The sequence below is a fragment of the Klebsiella indica genome (assembly GCF_005860775.1).
Taxonomy (GTDB): Bacteria; Pseudomonadota; Gammaproteobacteria; order Enterobacterales; family Enterobacteriaceae; genus Klebsiella; species Klebsiella indica.
This window is the reverse complement of the sequence record NZ_VCHQ01000027.1, coordinates 97,476-115,472: the sequence shown is the minus strand read 5'-3', so window position 1 is coordinate 115,472 and position 17,997 is coordinate 97,476. Positions and strand designations below refer to the sequence as shown.

Genomic DNA, 17,997 nt, shown 5'->3' with positions numbered 1-17,997 from the left:
CGGGAAATTGCGGCGAACTAACAACAATATTTCTTGTCAGTAAATAGTATTTTGCGGCGAATCGCCATGCAATGTGCATTTTACCGGGCCACCTGATGGATGATTCCGATTGTGGCGGAAAACTTTGCGTCGCTTCGGCGATACCACTACTATCGTTCAACTTTTTATGATCAAACGATGACCTGATGCCAAAATTACGCCTTATTACATTAACTTTGCTGGCGCTTAGCGCGGCTACAGCGGTTCACGCGGAAGAAAAGCGTTACGTTTCAGATGAACTGAATACCTGGGTTCGCAGCGGTCCAGGTGATAACTATCGTCTCGTGGGCACCCTTAACGCCGGTGAAGAAGTCTCGGTACTGCAAACCAACGACAACACGAACTATGCACAGGTGCGCGACAGCAGCGGCCGGACGGCCTGGATCCCGCTGAAAGAGCTGAGCGATCAGCCCAGCCTGCGCATCCGCGTACCGGACCTGGAGAACCAGGTCAAAACCCTGACCGAAAAGCTGAATAACATTGATACCACCTGGAAGCAGCGCACGGCGGACATGCAGCAGAAAGTCGCCGGTAGCGATGCCGTCATCAACGGCCTGAAAGAAGAGAACCAGAAGCTGAAAAACGAGCTGGTTGTTGCGCAGAAAAAGGTAAACGCCGCAAATCTGCAGCTTGATGACAAACAGCGCACCATTATCATGCAGTGGTTTATGTACGGCGGCGGCGTCCTGGGCGTTGGCCTGCTCCTCGGTCTGGTGTTGCCACACCTGGTACCCAGCCGCAAGCGCAAAGACCGGTGGATGAACTAATTCGTCTTCTCTGCCAGACTTACGTATCATCGTAAAAAATGAATACGGGAGAGTAAGGCGTGAAGGTTTATCTGGTCGGTGGTGCGGTTCGGGATGCGTTATTAAAGCTGCCGGTTAAAGATAAAGACTGGGTCGTGGTCGGCGCGACGCCTCAGCAGTTACTGGACGCGGGCTACCAGCAGGTGGGCCGCGATTTTCCCGTGTTCCTTCACCCCCAAAGCCGCGAAGAGTATGCCCTGGCGCGTACCGAGCGAAAATCTGGCGCCGGTTATACAGGTTTCACCTGCTATGCCGCAGCTGATGTCACCCTTGATCAAGATCTGCTGCGTCGCGATCTGACCATCAATGCGCTGGCTCAGGATGCCGACGGCCGGATTATCGATCCCTATGGCGGCCTGGCCGATTTACGCCATCGCCTGCTGCGCCATGTCTCTCCCGCCTTTAGCGAAGATCCGCTGCGCGTACTCCGCGTGGCGCGTTTTGCCGCCCGCTATGCGCATCTGGGATTCCGTATCGCTGATGAAACCCTGGCGCTGATGCGCGCAATGGCCGATAACGGCGAGCTTGCGCACCTCACGCCCGAACGGGTGTGGAAAGAAACCGAAAGCGCCCTTACCACCCGTAACCCGCAGGTTTTCTTCCAGACGTTACGCGACTGCCGCGGTCTCAAGGCGCTGTTCCCGGAAGTTGACGCCCTGTATGGCGTACCGGCTCCTGCGAAATGGCACCCGGAAATCGACACCGGTCTGCATACCCTGATGACCGTCACTATGGCGGCAATGCTCTCACCGGAGGTCGACGTGCGTTTCGCGACCCTGTGCCACGATCTCGGAAAAGGGTTAACGCCGAAAGCGCTGTGGCCGCGCCATCACGGCCACGGTCCGGCTGGCGTTAAGCTGGTCGAGCAGCTCTGCGCCCGATTGCGGGTACCGAACGAGATCCGCGATCTGGCAAAGCTGGTCGCCGAATTTCACGATCTGATACATACCCTGCCCATGTTGCAGCCAAAAACGCTGGTCAAGCTGTTCGATAATATCGACGCCTGGCGCAAACCACAGCGGGTCAAAAAAATCGCCTTAACCAGTGAAGCCGACGTTCGCGGTCGCACTGGTTTTGAGGCCTGCGACTATCCCCAGGGGCGTCTGCTGCTGGAAGCCTGGGAGGTGGCCCGGTCAGTGTCAACAAAAGAGGTGGTGGCTGAGGGGTTTCAGGGCATCGGGATTCGCGAAGAGCTGACGCGTCGACGGATTCAGGCCCTTGAACGATGGAAAGAAAAACGCTGCCCTCAGCCGCAGGGCTGAGGGCAGGATGTTATCAGAAGAAGACCACGTAGACCGCCGCCGCGACGATAAAGCGGTAGATGGCAAACGGGATAAACGAGATACGTTTAATCAGTTGCAGGAAAGTTTTAATGGCAATCAGCGCAACGATAAACGCCGTGACAAAACCGACAGCAAACATCGGAATATCGCCAGCGTTAAGGAAACCGATGCTTTTGTACATGTCCAGCACGGTTGCACCCATCATCATCGGTACCGCCAGCAGGAACGAGAACTCAGAAGCGGCATAGCGGCTGACGCCCATCAGCATCCCGCCTGAAATGGTCGCTCCGGAGCGCGAAAAGCCCGGCCACAGCGCCAGACACTGGAAACAGCCGATCACAAACGCCTGACGATAGGTCATATCATCAATACCCACCGCACGCGGCTGTTTTGGCTTCAGCACTTCCGCCGTAATCAGCAACACGCCGCCGACCACCAGCGCATACATCACGTTCACCGGGTTAAACAGCGACTTAATGGTGTCGTGGAAAATCAGCCCCAGCACCACCGCCGGGAGCATTCCCAGAAGAATATGGATAAGCGACAGACGACCGCTGCCCAGACCTTCGTGTTCTGGCGGCTTACCAAAATGAATACCGATAAGACCGAACAGACGACGCCAGAACATCACCACCACCGCAAGAATAGAACCTAGCTGAATCACTACTTCAAAAGTATTCGCGGTATCGCCTTCAAAACCCAGCAAATGACCGACTATAATCATATGACCCGTACTGGAAACAGGTAAAAACTCTGTCAACCCTTCAACCACACCCAATATTGCCGCCACCAGCAGCGAGTGTATATCGCTCATCCAATTAAACCCTTTAAAAAGTAAAATGAAAAAACCAGGAACGAAGAAAACGGAGCTATCAGATGCCATTATTGCGGACAATCTGACCGCAGACAGCGCACAGAAACAGGCGCGTGCAGGTTAAACACGCGAATGTCGAGCGCGGCTCCGGGACAAACGGCAAAGCAAACAGTCTGATGGCCAGCTTCTATGACCGGTATAAACGCAATTTGTTTAACAAGTATGACCTGAAAAATTTTGTTTCAGATTATGACCACGCTCAATAATGACGCCAACGTTGGCCGCCCGGGCTACCGCGCCAGGCTTGCTGACTTTAATACGTACCCATGGAGATGGAAAATTTTCCAACAACAGGTCGGCAACCTCTTCCGCCACGCGCTCGACCAGCGCGAAGCGCGCCCCTGCAACGTGGTTGATGACCAGCTCGCTGATATCAGCATAGCTGAGACAATCGTTTACATCATCACTGGCCGCCGCTTTGCGGTTATCCCACGCCATTTCGATATCGAACACCAGCTTCTGTTCGATGGTTTGTTCCCAGTCATAAACACCAATCGTGGTGATTACCGAAAGTTGCTCTATAAATACAATATCCATCACGACCTGCTCGCTTTTTGGCTAAACCGGATACCACTTCCGGCCAATTATGCGTATTATCCACAGATGCAAAGATATCCCCTAAACAATTTGCGCGGCGGGAAAGCAGCGGTGCAGCCAACTTGCGGGAGCATAGCGCGGCTATGTATCCGGGCAGATCAATGCGCCACTCACGCGCAGATGGCAGGGGATAAAACAACACTTTCAAAATGGAACAGCTGATGAGTGCAATCGCGCCTGGACTGGTTATCCTCGCCTACCTCTGCGGCTCAATCTCCAGCGCCATTCTGGTGTGCCGCCTCGCTGGCCTGCCCGATCCACGCGACTGCGGCTCCGGCAATCCAGGCGCGACTAACGTCCTGCGAATTGGCGGCAAGGGCGCAGCCGTAGCGGTGCTTATTTTTGACGTGCTGAAAGGCATGCTGCCGGTCTGGGGGGCGTGGGCGCTGGGCCTCACGCCGTTCTGGCTTGGTCTGGTAGCGATTGCCGCCTGCGTGGGCCATATCTGGCCGATATTCTTTCATTTTCGCGGTGGTAAAGGCGTAGCTACCGCTTTCGGGGCCATTGCCCCTATCGGCTGGGATCTCACTGGCCTGATGGCCGGCACCTGGCTGCTCACCATTCTGCTCAGCGGTTACTCTTCCCTGGGGGCTATCGTCAGCGCGCTCATCGCGCCGTTCTACGTCTGGTGGTTCAAACCGCAGTATACGTTCCCGGTTTCGATGCTTTCATGCCTGATCCTGCTGCGCCACCATGACAACATTCAGCGTTTGTGGCGTCACCAGGAGACCAGAATCTGGAACCTGTTCAAAAAGAAGAAAAAAGCGCCAGAGAAGAAGTAATCTTTGTGGCAAAGGGTTAAATCGCCGCGACGCCTGCCCATTGCTTAACCGATAAATACCATCAAAAATTCAGTGGTGGCGAGTCAGATATAAGCTTTTCATATGACCGGGATACCAGGTCCCCGATCAATACTCTTTGCTGTTGTTTTATCTTGATTTTGCAGGGGCACGACATTGTACGGCACCGTGTTATCACCGAATAAAAAAGGCTGGCAGGCCACGCTTGACCTCCGCTTTCAATTGCTCGGCGGGAAGACTACGCTCGTCTCCAGCCGTCATGTCGGTCCACTCACCGTTCAGCGCCCGTTTTATCCAGAAGAAGAGACCTGCCACCTCTATGTGCTCCATCCCCCCGGCGGCATCGTCGGCGGCGACGACCTGACCATTAACGCCACCATTGAACCCGGTTGCCATACGCTGATCACCATGCCCGGCGCCAGCAAGTTTTATCGCAGCAGCGGCGCGCAGTCCCGACTTCAGCAAACCCTGGCGCTGGCCGGGCATGCCACGCTTGAGTGGCTGCCGCAGGACGCAATATTTTTTCCCGGCGCGAACGCTTCGCTGCGCACCGAATTTCACCTCTCCTCTTCCAGCAAGCTGCTGGCCTGGGACCTGTTATGCCTTGGCCGCCCGGTGATCGGCGAAGCCTTTAACTACGGCGCTATCGCCAATCGGCTGGAAGTATGGGTAGACGACGCGCCGCTGCTGATTGAGCGCCTGAGCCTGGCTGACGGAGAGCTGGCAAGCGTCGCGGAGCAGCCGTGGGTGGGAACCCTGCTGTTCTACCCGGCGAACGAGATGCTGCTGGAAGGCGTGCGCGACAAACTTACGCCGTTGGAGAATTACGCCGGTGCCACCCTCACCGACGGCCTGCTGACGGTGCGCTTTTTAAGTAATAATAATCTGCTTTGCCAGCAGGCGATGCGCGATATCTGGCAGTTTATGCGCCCACACCTGACCGGCAAATCTCCGGTACTCCCCCGAATCTGGCTGACTTAAGAGAACGCTATGGAACTGACACCCAGAGAAAAAGACAAGCTCTTGTTGTTTACCGCCGCGCTGCTGGCGGAGCGTCGCCTGGCCCGCGGCCTGAAACTTAACTATCCGGAATCCGTGGCCCTGATTAGCGCTTTTATTATGGAAGGCGCTCGCGATGGCAAAAGCGTTGCGGCGCTAATGGAAGATGGACGCCACGTTCTGAGCCGCGATCAGGTCATGGAAGGCGTACCGGAAATGATCCCCGATATCCAGGTCGAAGCCACTTTTCCGGACGGCTCGAAGCTGGTCACCGTTCATAACCCGATAATCTGAGGTGACGCGATGATCCCAGGAGAATATCAGGTCAAACCCGGCCAGATAGCGATTAACGCAGGCCGCGCAACCTGCCGCATTATCGTTGAAAATCACGGCGACCGGCCGATTCAGGTCGGCTCACATTACCACTTCGCCGAGGTCAATCCGGCGCTCAAGTTCGATCGGCAGCAGGCCGCGGGCTATCGCCTGAACATCGCCGCCGGAACCGCGGTGCGCTTTGAGCCGGGCCAGAAACGCGAGGTAGAGCTGGTGGCGCTTGCCGGTACGCGCGCGGTGTATGGTTTTCGCGGCGAGGTCATGGGCAATCTGGAGGCAAACGATGAGTGATATTTCACGTCAGGCCTATGCCGACATGTTCGGCCCCACCACCGGCGATAAAGTTCGCCTGGCAGATACCGAACTGTGGATCGAGGTCGAAGACGATTTGACGACCTACGGCGAAGAGGTCAAATTCGGCGGCGGTAAAGTGATCCGCGACGGCATGGGTCAGGGGCAGATGCTGTCCGATGAATGCGTCGATCTGGTGCTGACCAATGCGCTGATTATCGACTACTGGGGGATCGTCAAAGCCGATATCGGCGTCAAAGACGGACGGATCTTCGCGATCGGCAAAGCCGGAAACCCGGACATTCAGCCCAACGTGACGATCCCGATCGGCACGGCGACGGAAGTGATCGCCGCGGAAGGCAAGATCGTCACCGCTGGCGGCATCGATACCCATATCCATTGGATCTGCCCGCAGCAGGCGGAAGAGGCGATGGTCTCCGGCGTCACCACGATGATCGGCGGCGGCACCGGCCCGGCAGCGGGCACCAACGCAACGACCTGTACGCCGGGGCCGTGGTACATCTCGCGGATGCTGCAGGCGGCGGATAGCCTGCCGGTCAATATCGGTTTGCTGGCAAAAGGCAACGGTTCAAATCCGGATGCGCTGCGTGAGCAGGTCGCGGCGGGGGCTATCGGCCTGAAAATTCACGAAGACTGGGGCTCAACCCCGGCGGCGATCGACTGCGCGCTGACCGTGGCCGACGAGATGGACGTTCAGGTCGCGCTACACAGCGACACGCTCAATGAGTCCGGCTTCGTCGAAGATACCCTGGCCGCTATCGGCGGGCGCACGATTCATACTTTCCATACCGAAGGCGCGGGCGGCGGCCATGCGCCGGATATTATTACCGCCTGCGCGCACCCCAATATTCTGCCGTCGTCCACCAACCCGACGCTGCCCTACACTGTCAACACCATTGACGAACATCTGGACATGCTGATGGTTTGCCACCACCTCGACCCGGATATTGCCGAGGATGTGGCGTTTGCCGAATCGCGGATTCGTCGGGAAACCATCGCCGCGGAAGATGTCCTGCACGATCTCGGCGCGTTTTCACTCACTTCGTCTGATTCGCAGGCCATGGGCCGCGTCGGCGAAGTGGTACTGCGGACCTGGCAGGTCGCGCACCGCATGAAGGTTCAGCGCGGCACGCTGGCGGAAGAGAGCGGCGATAACGATAACTTTCGTGTTAAGCGCTATATTGCCAAGTACACGATTAATCCGGCGCTGACCCACGGTATCGCCCATGAAGTCGGCTCGCTCGAAGTCGGCAAACTGGCGGATATCGTACTGTGGTCCCCGGCGTTCTTCGGTGTGAAACCGGCGACGGTCATCAAAGGCGGCATGATCGCCATGGCGCCAATGGGCGATATCAACGCGTCTATCCCGACGCCGCAGCCGGTGCACTATCGTCCGATGTTCGGCGCGCTGGGCGGTGCCCGTCACCACTGCCGTTTGACCTTTCTGTCGCAGGCAGCGGCAGAAAATGGCGTTGCCGAACGGCTGAACCTGCACAGCGCGACGGCGGTGGTTAAAGGTTGCCGCACGGTACAAAAAGCCGACATGCATCACAACGGCCTGCTACCCAATATTACCGTCGATTCGCAAACCTACGAGGTGCGTATTGACGGCGAGTTGATTACCAGCGAAGCGGCGGAAGTGTTACCGATGGCGCAACGTTATTTCCTGTTTTAAGGAGCGCAAATGCTTTATTTGACCCAACGGGTGGAGATCCCGGTACAGGCCACCGCCAGCGTCACGCTGCCGATTGATGTGCGGGTAAAAAGCCGCATTAAAGTCACCCTTAACGATGGTCGTCAGGCTGGCCTGCTGTTGCCACGCGGCCTGCTGTTGCGCGGCGGCGACATCCTTAGCAATGAAAACGGCAGCGAATTTATCGAAGTCATCGCCGCCGATGAAGCCGTTTCGGTCGTGCGCTGCGACGATCCCTTTGTGCTGGCGAAAGCCTGTTATCACCTCGGCAACCGCCACGTACCGCTGCAGATTATGCCCGGCGAGTTGCGCTACCATCACGATCACGTACTGGACGACATGCTGCGCCAGTTTGGCCTGACCGTTGATTTTGCTCATCTGCCGTTTGAACCGGAAGCCGGTGCCTACGCCAGCGAGTCTCACGGTCATCATCATCACCATGAGCACAGTCATTAAATGCCGACGCCGGAAAAACGCCTGCGGCTGATGCAGCTTGCCAGCAGCAGCCTCCCGGTTGGCGGCTATAGCTGGTCTCAGGGGCTGGAGTGGGCGGTGGAAGCAGGCTGGGTACCGGATGCCGCGGCCTTTGAGCGCTGGCAACTGCGGCAGATGGAACAGAGTTTTTTTACCGTCGACCTGCCGCTATTCGCCCGGCTCTATCAGGCCTGCGAAGCAAACGATCTGGCATCGGCGCAGCGCTGGACCGCTTATCTGCTTGCCTGTCGGGAGACCCGTGAACTGCGTGATGAAGAGCGCAATCGCGGCGCGGCCTTCACCCGTTTACTCACCGACTGGCGGCCGGACTGCCCGCCTGAGTGGCGCAAAATTTGTCAGCAAAGCCAGCTAACCGGCATGGCCTGGCTCGGCGTACGCTGGAAAATCGCTATCCCCGATCTGGCCCTCAGCTTTGGCTACAGCTGGATTGAGAGTGCGGTGATGGCGGGCGTCAAGCTGGTGCCCTTCGGCCAGCAGGCTGCCCAGCAGTTGATTCTGCGCCTGTGCGACCGCTATGCGGCGGATATGGACAGCGCCCTGGTAGCCCCGGATGGCGCTATCGGATCGGCAATGCCGCTGGCGGCAATTGCGTCCTCCCGCCACGAAACCCAGTATTCCCGATTATTCCGTTCTTAGGAGAAGGTATGAACACGATTAAGCAACCGTTGCGCGTCGGCGTCGGCGGTCCGGTCGGCTCCGGTAAAACCGCGCTGCTGGAAGCGCTCTGCAAAGCCATGCGCAACACCTGGCAACTGGCGGTGGTCACCAACGACATCTATACCAAAGAAGATCAGCGCATCCTCACCGAGGCTGGTGCCCTGGAGCCTGAGCGTATTGTCGGCGTCGAGACCGGCGGCTGCCCGCATACCGCCATTCGGGAAGATGCCTCAATGAACCTTGCGGCGGTGGAAGCACTGAGCGAAAAGTTCGGCAACCTCGATCTTATCTTTGTGGAAAGCGGCGGCGATAACCTGAGCGCCACCTTCAGCCCGGAACTGGCGGACCTCACCATCTACGTGATCGACGTGGCCGAAGGGGAAAAAATCCCCCGTAAAGGCGGGCCGGGGATCACTAAATCCGACTTTCTGGTGATTAACAAAACCGACCTTGCACCCTATGTGGGCGCATCTCTGGAAGTCATGGCGCGGGATACCCTGCGCATGCGCGGCGAACGCCCGTGGGGCTTCACCAACCTGAAAAGCGGCGACGGCCTGCAAAGTATCATCGCCTTTATCGAAGACAAAGGCATGCTCGGCAAGTAACCTTTGCACCATTCCGGCGCAGAGGCGTCGGAATGGTGCGCGCCATGCCCTCTCGTTAGTCATCTCCTTCCCGCACCCTGATAGCCCCTGCCCTGCGATGTGGCATAAGGTTTGCTAATTCCAGATATGCCTAACCATTAAGGAATGATTATGTCATCGCTGGATATTAAAACTGATTTACCTGCGCAAACCACTGCCTCCGGCTCAAAAGAGACGCTGGAGGATTATACCCTTCGCTATGCGCCCCTCAGCTTTCGCCGCTGGGGACCGGGCGTTGTCGCGGTAACCGCATTGGGCGGTATCGCCTATCTGGCGGACTTTTCTATCGGCGCCAGCATCGGCATGGCATGGGGCACGACCAATGCGATTTATGCGATCCTGCTGGCGGCGCTGGTCATTTTCCTCACCGGTATCCCGCTGGCAATCACCGCCGCACGCTACAACATCGACCTTGACTTAATCACCCGCAGCGCCGGTTTCGGCTACTTTGGCTCGGTGATCACCAGCATTATCTTCGCCGGGTTTACCTTTATCTTTTTCGCCCTCGAAGGCTCAATTATGGCGCAGGGGCTGCTGGTGGGATTAGGGATCCCGCTATGGATCGGCTACCTTATCGCCACCATGATGGTGCTGCCGCTGGTGGTATACGGCATGAAAGCGCTGACCCGTCTACAGGTATGGACGACGCCGCTGTGGCTGGTATTGATGGTGGTTCCGGTAGTCTGGCTCATCGCTAAAGACCCGGACCTGGTAGACGGCTTTATCCATTTCACCGGTAAGAACAACGCCTCGACGGTGGATTTAACCGCCATTATGCTCGGCGCAGGCGTGTGTCTGTCGCTGATCATGCAGATTGGCGAACAGATCGACTATCTGCGTTTTATGCCGCCGAAGACCGCTGAAAATAGCAAAAGCTGGTGGCTGGCGGTGTTCTCCGCCGGGCCAGGCTGGGTGGTATTAGGCGCGATTAAACAGATTATCGGCGCTTTCCTCGGCTTCTATCTGCTGACCCGTTTCCCGGCGGTACACAATACCGAACCGGTACAGCAGTTCGTCAGCGTTTTTGATAATCTGGTTCCCGGCTGGCTGGCGTTAACGCTCGCCGTAGTACTGGTGGTTATCTCGCAGATCAAAATTAACGTCACTAACGCCTATTCCGGTTCGCTGGCATGGACCAGCGCCTGGACGCGCACCACGAAGCGTTATCCAGGGCGGATTATTTTCGTCATCGTCAATCTGGCGATTGCCCTCGCGCTGATGGAAGGCGATATGTTCAGCGCGCTGGCGTGGATCCTCGGTTTCTATTCCAATTTCGCTATCGCCTGGGTAGTGGTGGTCGCAACCGATATCACCGTTAACAAAGGGCTACTGAAACTGGCGCCGATGCAGCCGGAGTACCGTCGCGGGATGATTTACAACGTCAACCCGGTGGGCGTGGTGGCTTTTGCTCTCGCAGCAGGCCTCTCGATCAGCGCCTTCTTTGGTCTGACAGGCGATACGCTGGCACCGTTCTCACCGCTCATCGCGCTGGTGGTGGCGTTTGTGATGACCCCGGTAATGGGAATCATCACCCGCGGACGCTATTACATTAAGCAATACGATGATGGTATCGCCGAGCCGCGCTACGATGCGCAAGGCCATGCGTCAACCACAGTTTACCGCTGCATTCGCTGCCGGGAAGCGTATGAACGTCCTGACGTGATGCATTCGCACAAGCACGAGGGCACAATCTGCTCGCTGTGTAAAAGTATGGAATAGGTTCGAAAGGCAGGCCGATGTTGCGTCGGCCTGTTAAATAGCAGCGATTAGGCCGCCGGTAGTTCCGCCAGCGGCCAGCGGGGACGGACGGTCACGCCGAGATCCGCTTTTGCGCCAGAGTGCAGACGAACCATACCCGCATAGGCAATCATCGCGCCGTTATCGGTACAGAATTCAGGGCGAGCATAAAAGACTTCTCCGCCGCGTTTTTTCATCATTTCCGCCAGCTTCGCGCGCAGCGTCCGGTTAGCGCTGACGCCCCCCGCCATCACCAGACGTTTAAAACCGGTTTGTTCCAGCGCGCGACGACACTTAATCATCAGCGTATCCACCACCGCATCTTCGAAGGCGCGGGCAATATCGGCGCGCGTCTGCTCGTCATCGCCGTTGCTGCGGATGGTATTCGCGGCAAAGGTTTTCAGGCCAGAGAAGCTGAAGTCCAGTCCGGGACGGTCGGTCATCGGGCGGGGAAAGACAAAACGCCCTTCAGTGCCCTGCGAAGCCATTTTCGACAACATCGGGCCGCCGGGATAATCCAGCCCCAGCAGTTTCGCGGTCTTATCGAAGGCTTCGCCCGCCGCATCATCAATGGATTCGCCCAGCAGCTCATACTGACCAATGCCGGTCACGCTGATGAGCTGCGTATGGCCGCCGGAAACCAGCAGCGCGACAAAAGGATATGCTGGCGGGTTATCTTCCAGCATCGGCGCCAACAGGTGCCCTTCCATATGGTGTACCGGGATCGCCGGAACGTTCCAGGCAAACGCCAGCGCGCGGCCTACCGTCGCGCCAACCAGCAGCGCGCCGACCAGCCCCGGCCCCGCCGTGTAGGCGACGGCATCAATCTCTTTCGCCGTCATCCCCGCTTCTTTTAGCGCCGCCTGAATCAGCGGTACCGTTTTACGCACATGGTCGCGCGAGGCCAGCTCGGGCACGACACCGCCATAGTCGGCGTGTAATTTCACCTGACTGTACAGCTGGTTGGCTAGCAGACCTTTTTCGTCGTCATAAATAGCGATGCCGGTTTCATCGCAGGATGTTTCAATTCCCAATACACGCATGGCTAGTTTTACCTCATTTCACTACCGCGCAGTGTAGGGCCAATACCGGTTGATGTATAGATTAAGAATGTCAGGCCGCAGCATGCCGACGACGCTGCGCATCCCCGGCGCGTACGGACAGTACGTAGCCGATGTAAGCGACAAATCCGTCCGGTACAGATTTGAACGCCGTGTCGTGGCGGCCCGTAAGGGCGAGGCTCATGGATGGGCCGGGTAACAAAGCCAACGCATCCGCAGCCTGAAAGACGACGGAGATAAAACTTTCCTCACCCCTGGTGTTCAGTTCGTGTATACTCCCAGTCCTTATAAAAGTCCCTTTCAAAAGTCGCGTCGGTGCTTTACAAAGCAGCAGCAATTGCAGTAAAATTCCGCACCATTTTGAAATAAGCTGGCGCCGATGCCAGCGGCAAACCGAATTTATCAAAGGTGAGAGTTACATGCCGGTAATTAAAGTACGTGAAAACGAGCCGTTCGACGTAGCACTGCGTCGCTTCAAACGTTCATGCGAAAAAGCAGGTGTTCTGGCGGAAGTTCGTCGTCGTGAGTTCTATGAAAAACCGACTACCGAACGCAAACGCGCTAAAGCTTCCGCAGTGAAACGTCACGCGAAGAAACTGGCTCGCGAAAACGCACGCCGCACTCGTCTGTACTAATCTATTGAGAGCCCGGCTCTCAATTCAGAGCGAGTTGTAGTTGTAAGGCCGTGCTTCCGGAAGGAATGCGCGGCTTATTTTCGTTTATGCATTAGCATATACACTCAATCATTCAGGATCGATTTAAGACGGCAAGGGCGTGAGTCCCGGAGCTTACCAGGGTAAGTAACGAGCGCTGCCGGGGCAGAGACATCCTGAAAGGTGAGGCGTATAAAACGGGGCATATGGCTGGACGAATCCCACGCGTATTTATTAATGACCTGCTGGCGCGCACCGACATCGTCGATCTGATCGACGCGCGGGTAAAGCTGAAAAAGCAGGGCAAAAATTTTCACGCGTGCTGTCCGTTCCATAACGAAAAAACCCCCTCTTTCACCGTCAACGGTGAAAAACAGTTTTACCACTGCTTTGGCTGCGGCGCGCACGGCAACGCTATCGACTTTCTGATGAACTACGACAAGCTCGAGTTCGTGGAAACCGTCGAAGAGCTGGCTGCGATGCACAACCTTGAAGTGCCCTATGAAGCAGGCAACGGACCCAGTCAGATTGAGCGCCATCAGCGGCAGAATCTTTATCAGTTGATGGAGGGTCTGAACACGTTTTATCAACAGTCTCTGATGCAACCTGCCGCCGACCCCGCGCGCCAGTATCTGGCAAAACGCGGCTTAAGCAGCGAGGTGATTACGCGCTTTGCGATTGGCTATGCCCCTCCCGGTTGGGACAACGTGTTAAAACGTTTTGGTGGCAATCAGGAGAATCGGCAATCGCTCATTGATGCAGGCATGCTGGTCACTAACGATCAGGGGCGCAGTTATGACCGTTTCCGCGAACGGGTGATGTTTCCCATCCGCGATAAGCGGGGCCGGGTGATTGGTTTTGGTGGTCGCGTGCTGGGTGATGCCCTGCCGAAATACCTTAACTCTCCGGAAACCGATATTTTCCATAAAGGCCGCCAGTTGTACGGCCTTTATGAAGCACAGCAGGACAACGCCGAACCGCCCCGTCTATTGGTGGTCGAAGGTTATATGGATGTGGTGGCGCTGGCGCAATTCGGCATAAACTATGCGGTTGCGTCGTTAGGTACGTCGACGACCGCTGACCATATTCAGCTGTTGTTCCGGGTGACTAATCAGGTCGTTTGCTGCTATGACGGCGACCGGGCTGGCCGTGATGCCGCCTGGCGCGCACTGGAAACGGCGCTGCCGTATATGACCGATGGACGCCAGCTGCGCTTTATGTTTCTGCCCGATGGCGAAGACCCGGATACGCTGGTGCGTAAAGAAGGGAAAGAGGCATTTGAAGCGCGGATGGAGCAGGCTCAGCCGCTCTCCACGTTTTTGTTCAACAGTCTGTTGCCGCAGGTGGATTTGAGTACGCCGGACGGGCGTGCACAGCTCAGTACTTTAGCGCTGCCGCTGATAAGCCAGGTTCCGGGCGAAACGTTGCGCATTTATCTGCGTCAGGAGTTGGGTAACAAGTTAGGCATTTTAGATGACGCCCAGCTTGAACGTTTAATGCCTAAACTGTCTGAAAATAGCATCCAGCGCCCGGCTCTACAGCTAAAACGGACGACCATGCGTATACTTATAGGGCTGCTGGTGCAAAACCCGGCGCTGGCGCCGCAGGTACCGCCATTAGAAGGTCTGGATTCGCGTAAGATGCCGGGGCTGGGTTTATTCAACGAACTGGTTAAAACCTGTTTGTCTCAGCCTGGTCTGACTACCGGGCAACTTTTAGAGCAGTACCGTGGTACAAATGAAGCCGCAACCCTTGAAAAACTGTCGATGTGGGACGATATAGCAGATAAAGATATTGCTGAAAAAACCTTCACCGACTCGCTCAATCATATGTTTGATTCACTGCTGGAACTGCGACAAGAAGAGTTGATCGCTCGCGATCGCACACACGGTTTAAGCAGTGAGGAACGCCGGGAGTTCTGGGAAATCCGACAGGCTCTGGAAAAAAAATGAATTTAACGGCTTAAGTGCCGAATATCGTTCGGGAAGCCCCCGACAGCCGCGCAGAGGCGCAGCGGCAATTATATAAGTAGGCCCTCGCTTTAAATGTCGGCGGCTCGTCTGCTGACACCAATCAAACGAATTAAGTGTGGATACCGTCTTATGGAGCAAAACCCGCAGTCACAGCTGAAGCTTCTTGTCCAACGTGGTAAGGAGCAAGGCTATCTGACCTATGCCGAGGTCAATGACCATCTGCCGGAAGATATCGTCGACTCCGACCAGATCGAAGACATCATCCAAATGATCAACGACATGGGCATTCAGGTGATGGAAGAAGCGCCGGATGCCGATGATCTCCTGCTTGCTGAAAATAGCAACAACACTGACGAAGATGCGGAAGAAGCTGCTGCTCAGGTGCTCTCCAGCGTTGAGTCTGAAATCGGACGGACAACCGACCCGGTGCGCATGTATATGCGTGAAATGGGTACCGTCGAGCTGCTGACGCGTGAAGGTGAAATCGACATCGCCAAACGCATTGAAGACGGGATTAATCAGGTTCAGTGCTCGGTTGCCGAATATCCGGAAGCGATCACCTATCTGCTTGAACAGTACGATCGCGTTGAAGCGGAAGAAGCGCGTCTGTCCGATCTGATCACCGGTTTCGTCGATCCAAACGCCGAAGAAGATATGGCGCCAACGGCGACGCACGTCGGTTCTGAACTCTCTCAGGAAGAGATGGATGACGACGAAGATGAGGATGAAGAAGACGACGACGACAGCGGCGATGACGACAACAGCATCGACCCGGAGCTGGCGCGCGAGAAATTTGCCGAGCTGCGTACACAGTACGAACTGACCCGCGACACCATCAAAGCGAAAGGCCGCAGCCACGCCGCAGCGCAGGAAGAGATCCTCAAACTGTCTGAAGTGTTCAAACAGTTCCGTCTGGTGCCGAAGCAGTTCGACTACCTGGTTAACAGCATGCGTACCATGATGGATCGCGTTCGTACTCAAGAGCGTATCATCATGAAGCTGTGCGTTGAACAGTGCAAAATGCCGAAGAAAAACTTCATCACGCTGTTCACCGGCAACGAAACCAGCGAAACCTGGTTCAATGCCGCCGTGGCGATGAACAAGCCCTGGTCCGAGAAGCTGCTTGACGTGAAAGAAGACGTTCAGCGCGGCCTGATGAAACTGCAGCAGATTGAGCAAGAGACCGGCCTGACCATTGAGCAGGTAAAAGATATCAACCGTCGTATGTCCATCGGTGAAGCAAAAGCCCGCCGTGCGAAAAAAGAGATGGTTGAAGCGAACCTGCGTCTGGTTATCTCCATCGCCAAGAAATATACCAACCGCGGTCTGCAGTTCCTCGACCTGATTCAGGAAGGCAACATTGGCCTGATGAAAGCGGTTGATAAATTTGAATACCGTCGTGGCTACAAGTTTTCCACTTACGCAACCTGGTGGATCCGTCAGGCGATCACCCGCTCTATCGCCGATCAGGCGCGCACCATCCGTATTCCGGTGCATATGATTGAGACGATCAACAAGCTCAACCGTATTTCTCGCCAGATGTTGCAGGAAATGGGCCGCGAGCCAACACCGGAAGAGTTGGCCGAGCGCATGCTGATGCCGGAAGATAAAATTCGTAAGGTGCTGAAAATCGCCAAAGAACCTATCTCCATGGAAACGCCGATTGGCGACGATGAAGATTCGCATCTGGGCGATTTTATCGAGGATAACACCCTTGAGCTGCCGCTGGACTCCGCCACTACGGAAAGCCTGCGCGCCGCCACTCACGATGTTCTGGCAGGCCTGACCGCCCGTGAAGCGAAAGTCCTGCGTATGCGTTTCGGTATTGATATGAATACCGATCACACGCTGGAAGAAGTGGGTAAACAGTTTGACGTTACCCGCGAACGTATTCGTCAGATCGAAGCGAAAGCGTTGCGTAAACTGCGCCACCCGAGCCGCTCTGAAGTACTGCGCAGCTTCCTCGACGATTAATTATCGCCGGTTATTACAAAAAGCCTGTCTGAAGCCAGTCGAATGACTGGCTTTTTTACGCCAGTTGTAAACCACGACCGGAGAACATAACGCTGATTGTTTAAGAGAATCTGAACGTTCGGTATGACCGGCACTGGAGGGGATATTCACGGTTAAATAAAGATGATTTTCCCGATTAAAGCCCTCGCGTCGCCAGCGCATCATCCAGTTCCCGATAGGCATCCACCAGTTTATCCAACGTCGCCCTGTTCAGGCCGCTGGGATTCGGCAACACCCATACCTCCGTTGTGCCGATGGTCACCTGCTGCTTTCCCCATCGTACGCCACGCGCCTGAAACGCTTTTTCAAACGCCTGTTTACCGAGGATCGCCAGTGCTCGCGGCTGATATTCTTCCATTTTCCTGACCAGTTCCCGGCCACCATCCCGTAGCTCCAGCAAGTCGACTTCGCTGGCCTGCACCGTCGGCCGTTCGACTAACATGGTAATCCCGCAGCGCGTGTCCAGCAGGTGCAGCTCCTCTTCAGGCCTGAGAAGACGGTCAGTAAATCCGGCCTGGTGAATCACCTTCCAGAATCGATTACCCGGATGGGCGAAATGAAAACCGGTATGGGCAGAAGACTTCCCTGGGTTAATACCGCAAAAAACCACCCGCAGGTCCGGTGCCAGAATATCGTTAATCATATTTTCCCATCTCAATACCCAAAAGATAATTATAACGGATTGAAAATGCGTTGTTTATAAAAACAGCAGCCGCGCGTTTTAGGCTGGATTGCGGGCATCAGTTACTTTATAATCCCTCGCCACGGCCCCTTAGCTCAGTGGTTAGAGCAGGCGACTCATAATCGCTTGGTCGCTGGTTCAAGTCCAGCAGGGGCCACCAAATATCAAGGGCTTACGTGAAAACGTAGGCCCTTAGTCTTTTCCAGGATACCCACGCGAGGTGTAGGTATCCCGGCAAACCGCACCATTCGCCGTTAATGATCTTTCGCTACGCTGAATATATCCCCTACCCCGGTAATCCCCATTATTTACATCACTTCATCCCATCAATAGCCTGTCTTCGGCA

Annotated in this window: 19 protein-coding genes and 1 tRNA gene; 15 read left to right on the top strand and 5 right to left on the bottom strand. The window is 55.9% G+C overall.

All coding sequences use genetic code 11. The annotated features are described in order from the left end of the window. The first annotated feature begins 185 nt into the window (after positions 1-185). Both FE839_RS19875 and FE839_RS19870 read left to right on the top strand, forming a co-directional pair. Positions 186-806, top strand: a complete 621-nt coding sequence (locus FE839_RS19875) for a TIGR04211 family SH3 domain-containing protein (RefSeq protein WP_138362500.1) — start codon at positions 186-188, stop codon at positions 804-806. Positions 807-865: 59 nt separating this feature from the next. Continuing rightward, positions 866-2,107, top strand: a complete 1,242-nt coding sequence (locus FE839_RS19870; protein WP_138362499.1) for a multifunctional CCA addition/repair protein — start codon at positions 866-868, stop codon at positions 2,105-2,107. A 13-nt stretch (positions 2,108-2,120) separates the two neighbouring features. On the opposite strand, the gene bacA is transcribed toward FE839_RS19870, so the two are convergent. After that, positions 2,121-2,942, bottom strand: a complete 822-nt coding sequence (gene bacA / locus FE839_RS19865; protein WP_138362498.1) for an undecaprenyl-diphosphate phosphatase — start codon at positions 2,940-2,942, stop codon at positions 2,121-2,123. A gap of 213 nt (positions 2,943-3,155) precedes the next feature. Then, positions 3,156-3,539, bottom strand: coding sequence for a bifunctional dihydroneopterin aldolase/7,8-dihydroneopterin epimerase (gene folB, locus FE839_RS19860; RefSeq protein WP_138362497.1), 384 nt, complete (start codon positions 3,537-3,539; stop codon positions 3,156-3,158). 221 nt (positions 3,540-3,760) lie between these two features. Between folB and plsY the strand changes: the two genes are divergently transcribed. From plsY to FE839_RS19815, 9 genes are all read left to right on the top strand, one after another. Then, on the top strand, positions 3,761-4,381 hold the full coding sequence (plsY, locus tag FE839_RS19855) for a glycerol-3-phosphate 1-O-acyltransferase PlsY (protein ID WP_138362496.1): 621 nt from the start codon (positions 3,761-3,763) through the stop codon (positions 4,379-4,381). A 174-nt stretch (positions 4,382-4,555) separates the two neighbouring features. Further along, entirely contained in the window at positions 4,556-5,380 is an 825-nt protein-coding gene (locus tag FE839_RS19850; protein ID WP_138362495.1) for an urease accessory protein UreD, read from the top strand. A 9-nt stretch (positions 5,381-5,389) separates the two neighbouring features. Next, positions 5,390-5,692 (top strand): urease subunit gamma, encoded by a 303-nt coding sequence (locus FE839_RS19845; RefSeq protein WP_138362494.1) that lies wholly within the window; start codon positions 5,390-5,392, stop codon positions 5,690-5,692. Positions 5,693-5,701: 9 nt separating this feature from the next. Next, positions 5,702-6,022: an urease subunit beta gene (locus FE839_RS19840; RefSeq protein WP_138362493.1), complete on the top strand. Its 321-nt coding sequence runs from the start codon at positions 5,702-5,704 to the stop codon at positions 6,020-6,022. Further along, on the top strand, positions 6,015-7,718 hold the full coding sequence (ureC, locus tag FE839_RS19835) for an urease subunit alpha (RefSeq protein ID WP_138362492.1): 1,704 nt from the start codon (positions 6,015-6,017) through the stop codon (positions 7,716-7,718). The genes FE839_RS19840 and ureC overlap by 8 nt, the downstream gene beginning before the upstream one ends. A 9-nt stretch (positions 7,719-7,727) precedes the next feature. Beyond that, positions 7,728-8,192 carry an urease accessory protein UreE gene (gene ureE, locus FE839_RS19830; protein WP_138362491.1) on the top strand — a complete coding sequence of 155 codons (465 nt, stop codon included), beginning with the start codon at positions 7,728-7,730 and terminating at the stop codon, positions 8,190-8,192. Beyond that, positions 8,193-8,867 carry an urease accessory protein UreF gene (locus tag FE839_RS19825; RefSeq protein WP_138362490.1) on the top strand — a complete coding sequence of 225 codons (675 nt, stop codon included), beginning with the start codon at positions 8,193-8,195 and terminating at the stop codon, positions 8,865-8,867. Between the two features lie 8 nt (positions 8,868-8,875). Next, entirely contained in the window at positions 8,876-9,493 is a 618-nt protein-coding gene (ureG, locus tag FE839_RS19820) for an urease accessory protein UreG (protein ID WP_138362489.1), read from the top strand. A 150-nt stretch (positions 9,494-9,643) separates the two neighbouring features. Further along, on the top strand, positions 9,644-11,251 hold the full coding sequence (locus tag FE839_RS19815; RefSeq protein WP_138362488.1) for a purine-cytosine permease family protein: 1,608 nt from the start codon (positions 9,644-9,646) through the stop codon (positions 11,249-11,251). Between the two features lie 47 nt (positions 11,252-11,298). Here FE839_RS19815 and tsaD read toward each other — a convergent pair whose 3' ends face one another. Then, the gene (tsaD, locus tag FE839_RS19810) at positions 11,299-12,312 is read right to left on the bottom strand and encodes a tRNA (adenosine(37)-N6)-threonylcarbamoyltransferase complex transferase subunit TsaD (protein WP_138362487.1); all 1,014 of its coding nucleotides are present in this window, start codon (positions 12,310-12,312) and stop codon (positions 11,299-11,301) included. 70 nt (positions 12,313-12,382) lie between these two features. Next, positions 12,383-12,514 (bottom strand): hypothetical protein, encoded by a 132-nt coding sequence (locus FE839_RS25020; protein WP_277753125.1) that lies wholly within the window; start codon positions 12,512-12,514, stop codon positions 12,383-12,385. Positions 12,515-12,749: 235 nt separating this feature from the next. On the opposite strand from FE839_RS25020, the gene rpsU reads away from it, so the two are divergent. The 3 genes from rpsU (at position 12,750) to rpoD (ending at position 16,930) form a co-directional block, all read left to right on the top strand. Further along, positions 12,750-12,965 carry a 30S ribosomal protein S21 gene (gene rpsU, locus FE839_RS19805; RefSeq protein ID WP_001144069.1) on the top strand — a complete coding sequence of 72 codons (216 nt, stop codon included), beginning with the start codon at positions 12,750-12,752 and terminating at the stop codon, positions 12,963-12,965. Positions 12,966-13,189: 224 nt separating this feature from the next. Further along, a complete protein-coding gene (dnaG, locus tag FE839_RS19800; RefSeq protein WP_138362486.1) occupies positions 13,190-14,935 on the top strand; it encodes a DNA primase in 1,746 nt (581 codons plus the stop codon). A 150-nt stretch (positions 14,936-15,085) separates the two neighbouring features. Beyond that, entirely contained in the window at positions 15,086-16,930 is a 1,845-nt protein-coding gene (rpoD, locus tag FE839_RS19795; RefSeq protein WP_138362485.1) for an RNA polymerase sigma factor RpoD, read from the top strand. Between the two features lie 175 nt (positions 16,931-17,105). Here the strand turns inward: rpoD and mug are convergent, their stop codons facing one another. Beyond that, positions 17,106-17,612 carry a G/U mismatch-specific DNA glycosylase gene (mug, locus tag FE839_RS19790; protein WP_138362484.1) on the bottom strand — a complete coding sequence of 169 codons (507 nt, stop codon included), beginning with the start codon at positions 17,610-17,612 and terminating at the stop codon, positions 17,106-17,108. 123 nt (positions 17,613-17,735) lie between these two features. On the opposite strand from mug, the gene FE839_RS19785 reads away from it, so the two are divergent. Beyond that, positions 17,736-17,811, top strand: a tRNA-Ile gene (locus FE839_RS19785). The last annotated feature ends 186 nt before the right edge of the window (positions 17,812-17,997 follow it).

Bases quoted from the DNA above. Each gene is read 5' to 3' on its own strand.
- FE839_RS19875 (WP_138362500.1), top strand. From the start codon at position 186: ATGCCAAAATTACGCCTTATTACATTAACTTTGCTGGCGCTTAGCGCG.
- bacA (WP_138362498.1), bottom strand. From the start codon at position 2,942: ATGAGCGATATACACTCGCTGCTGGTGGCGGCAATATTGGGTGTGGTT.
- folB (WP_138362497.1), bottom strand. From the start codon at position 3,539: ATGGATATTGTATTTATAGAGCAACTTTCGGTAATCACCACGATTGGT.
- plsY (WP_138362496.1), top strand. From the start codon at position 3,761: ATGAGTGCAATCGCGCCTGGACTGGTTATCCTCGCCTACCTCTGCGGC.
- FE839_RS19845 (WP_138362494.1), top strand. From the start codon at position 5,390: ATGGAACTGACACCCAGAGAAAAAGACAAGCTCTTGTTGTTTACCGCC.
- FE839_RS19840 (WP_138362493.1), top strand. From the start codon at position 5,702: ATGATCCCAGGAGAATATCAGGTCAAACCCGGCCAGATAGCGATTAAC.
- ureC (WP_138362492.1), top strand. From the start codon at position 6,015: ATGAGTGATATTTCACGTCAGGCCTATGCCGACATGTTCGGCCCCACC.
- ureE (WP_138362491.1), top strand. From the start codon at position 7,728: ATGCTTTATTTGACCCAACGGGTGGAGATCCCGGTACAGGCCACCGCC.
- FE839_RS19825 (WP_138362490.1), top strand. From the start codon at position 8,193: ATGCCGACGCCGGAAAAACGCCTGCGGCTGATGCAGCTTGCCAGCAGC.
- ureG (WP_138362489.1), top strand. From the start codon at position 8,876: ATGAACACGATTAAGCAACCGTTGCGCGTCGGCGTCGGCGGTCCGGTC.
- FE839_RS19815 (WP_138362488.1), top strand. From the start codon at position 9,644: ATGTCATCGCTGGATATTAAAACTGATTTACCTGCGCAAACCACTGCC.
- tsaD (WP_138362487.1), bottom strand. From the start codon at position 12,312: ATGCGTGTATTGGGAATTGAAACATCCTGCGATGAAACCGGCATCGCT.
- FE839_RS25020 (WP_277753125.1), bottom strand. From the start codon at position 12,514: ATGAGCCTCGCCCTTACGGGCCGCCACGACACGGCGTTCAAATCTGTA.
- rpsU (WP_001144069.1), top strand. From the start codon at position 12,750: ATGCCGGTAATTAAAGTACGTGAAAACGAGCCGTTCGACGTAGCACTG.
- dnaG (WP_138362486.1), top strand. From the start codon at position 13,190: ATGGCTGGACGAATCCCACGCGTATTTATTAATGACCTGCTGGCGCGC.
- rpoD (WP_138362485.1), top strand. From the start codon at position 15,086: ATGGAGCAAAACCCGCAGTCACAGCTGAAGCTTCTTGTCCAACGTGGT.
- mug (WP_138362484.1), bottom strand. From the start codon at position 17,612: ATGATTAACGATATTCTGGCACCGGACCTGCGGGTGGTTTTTTGCGGT.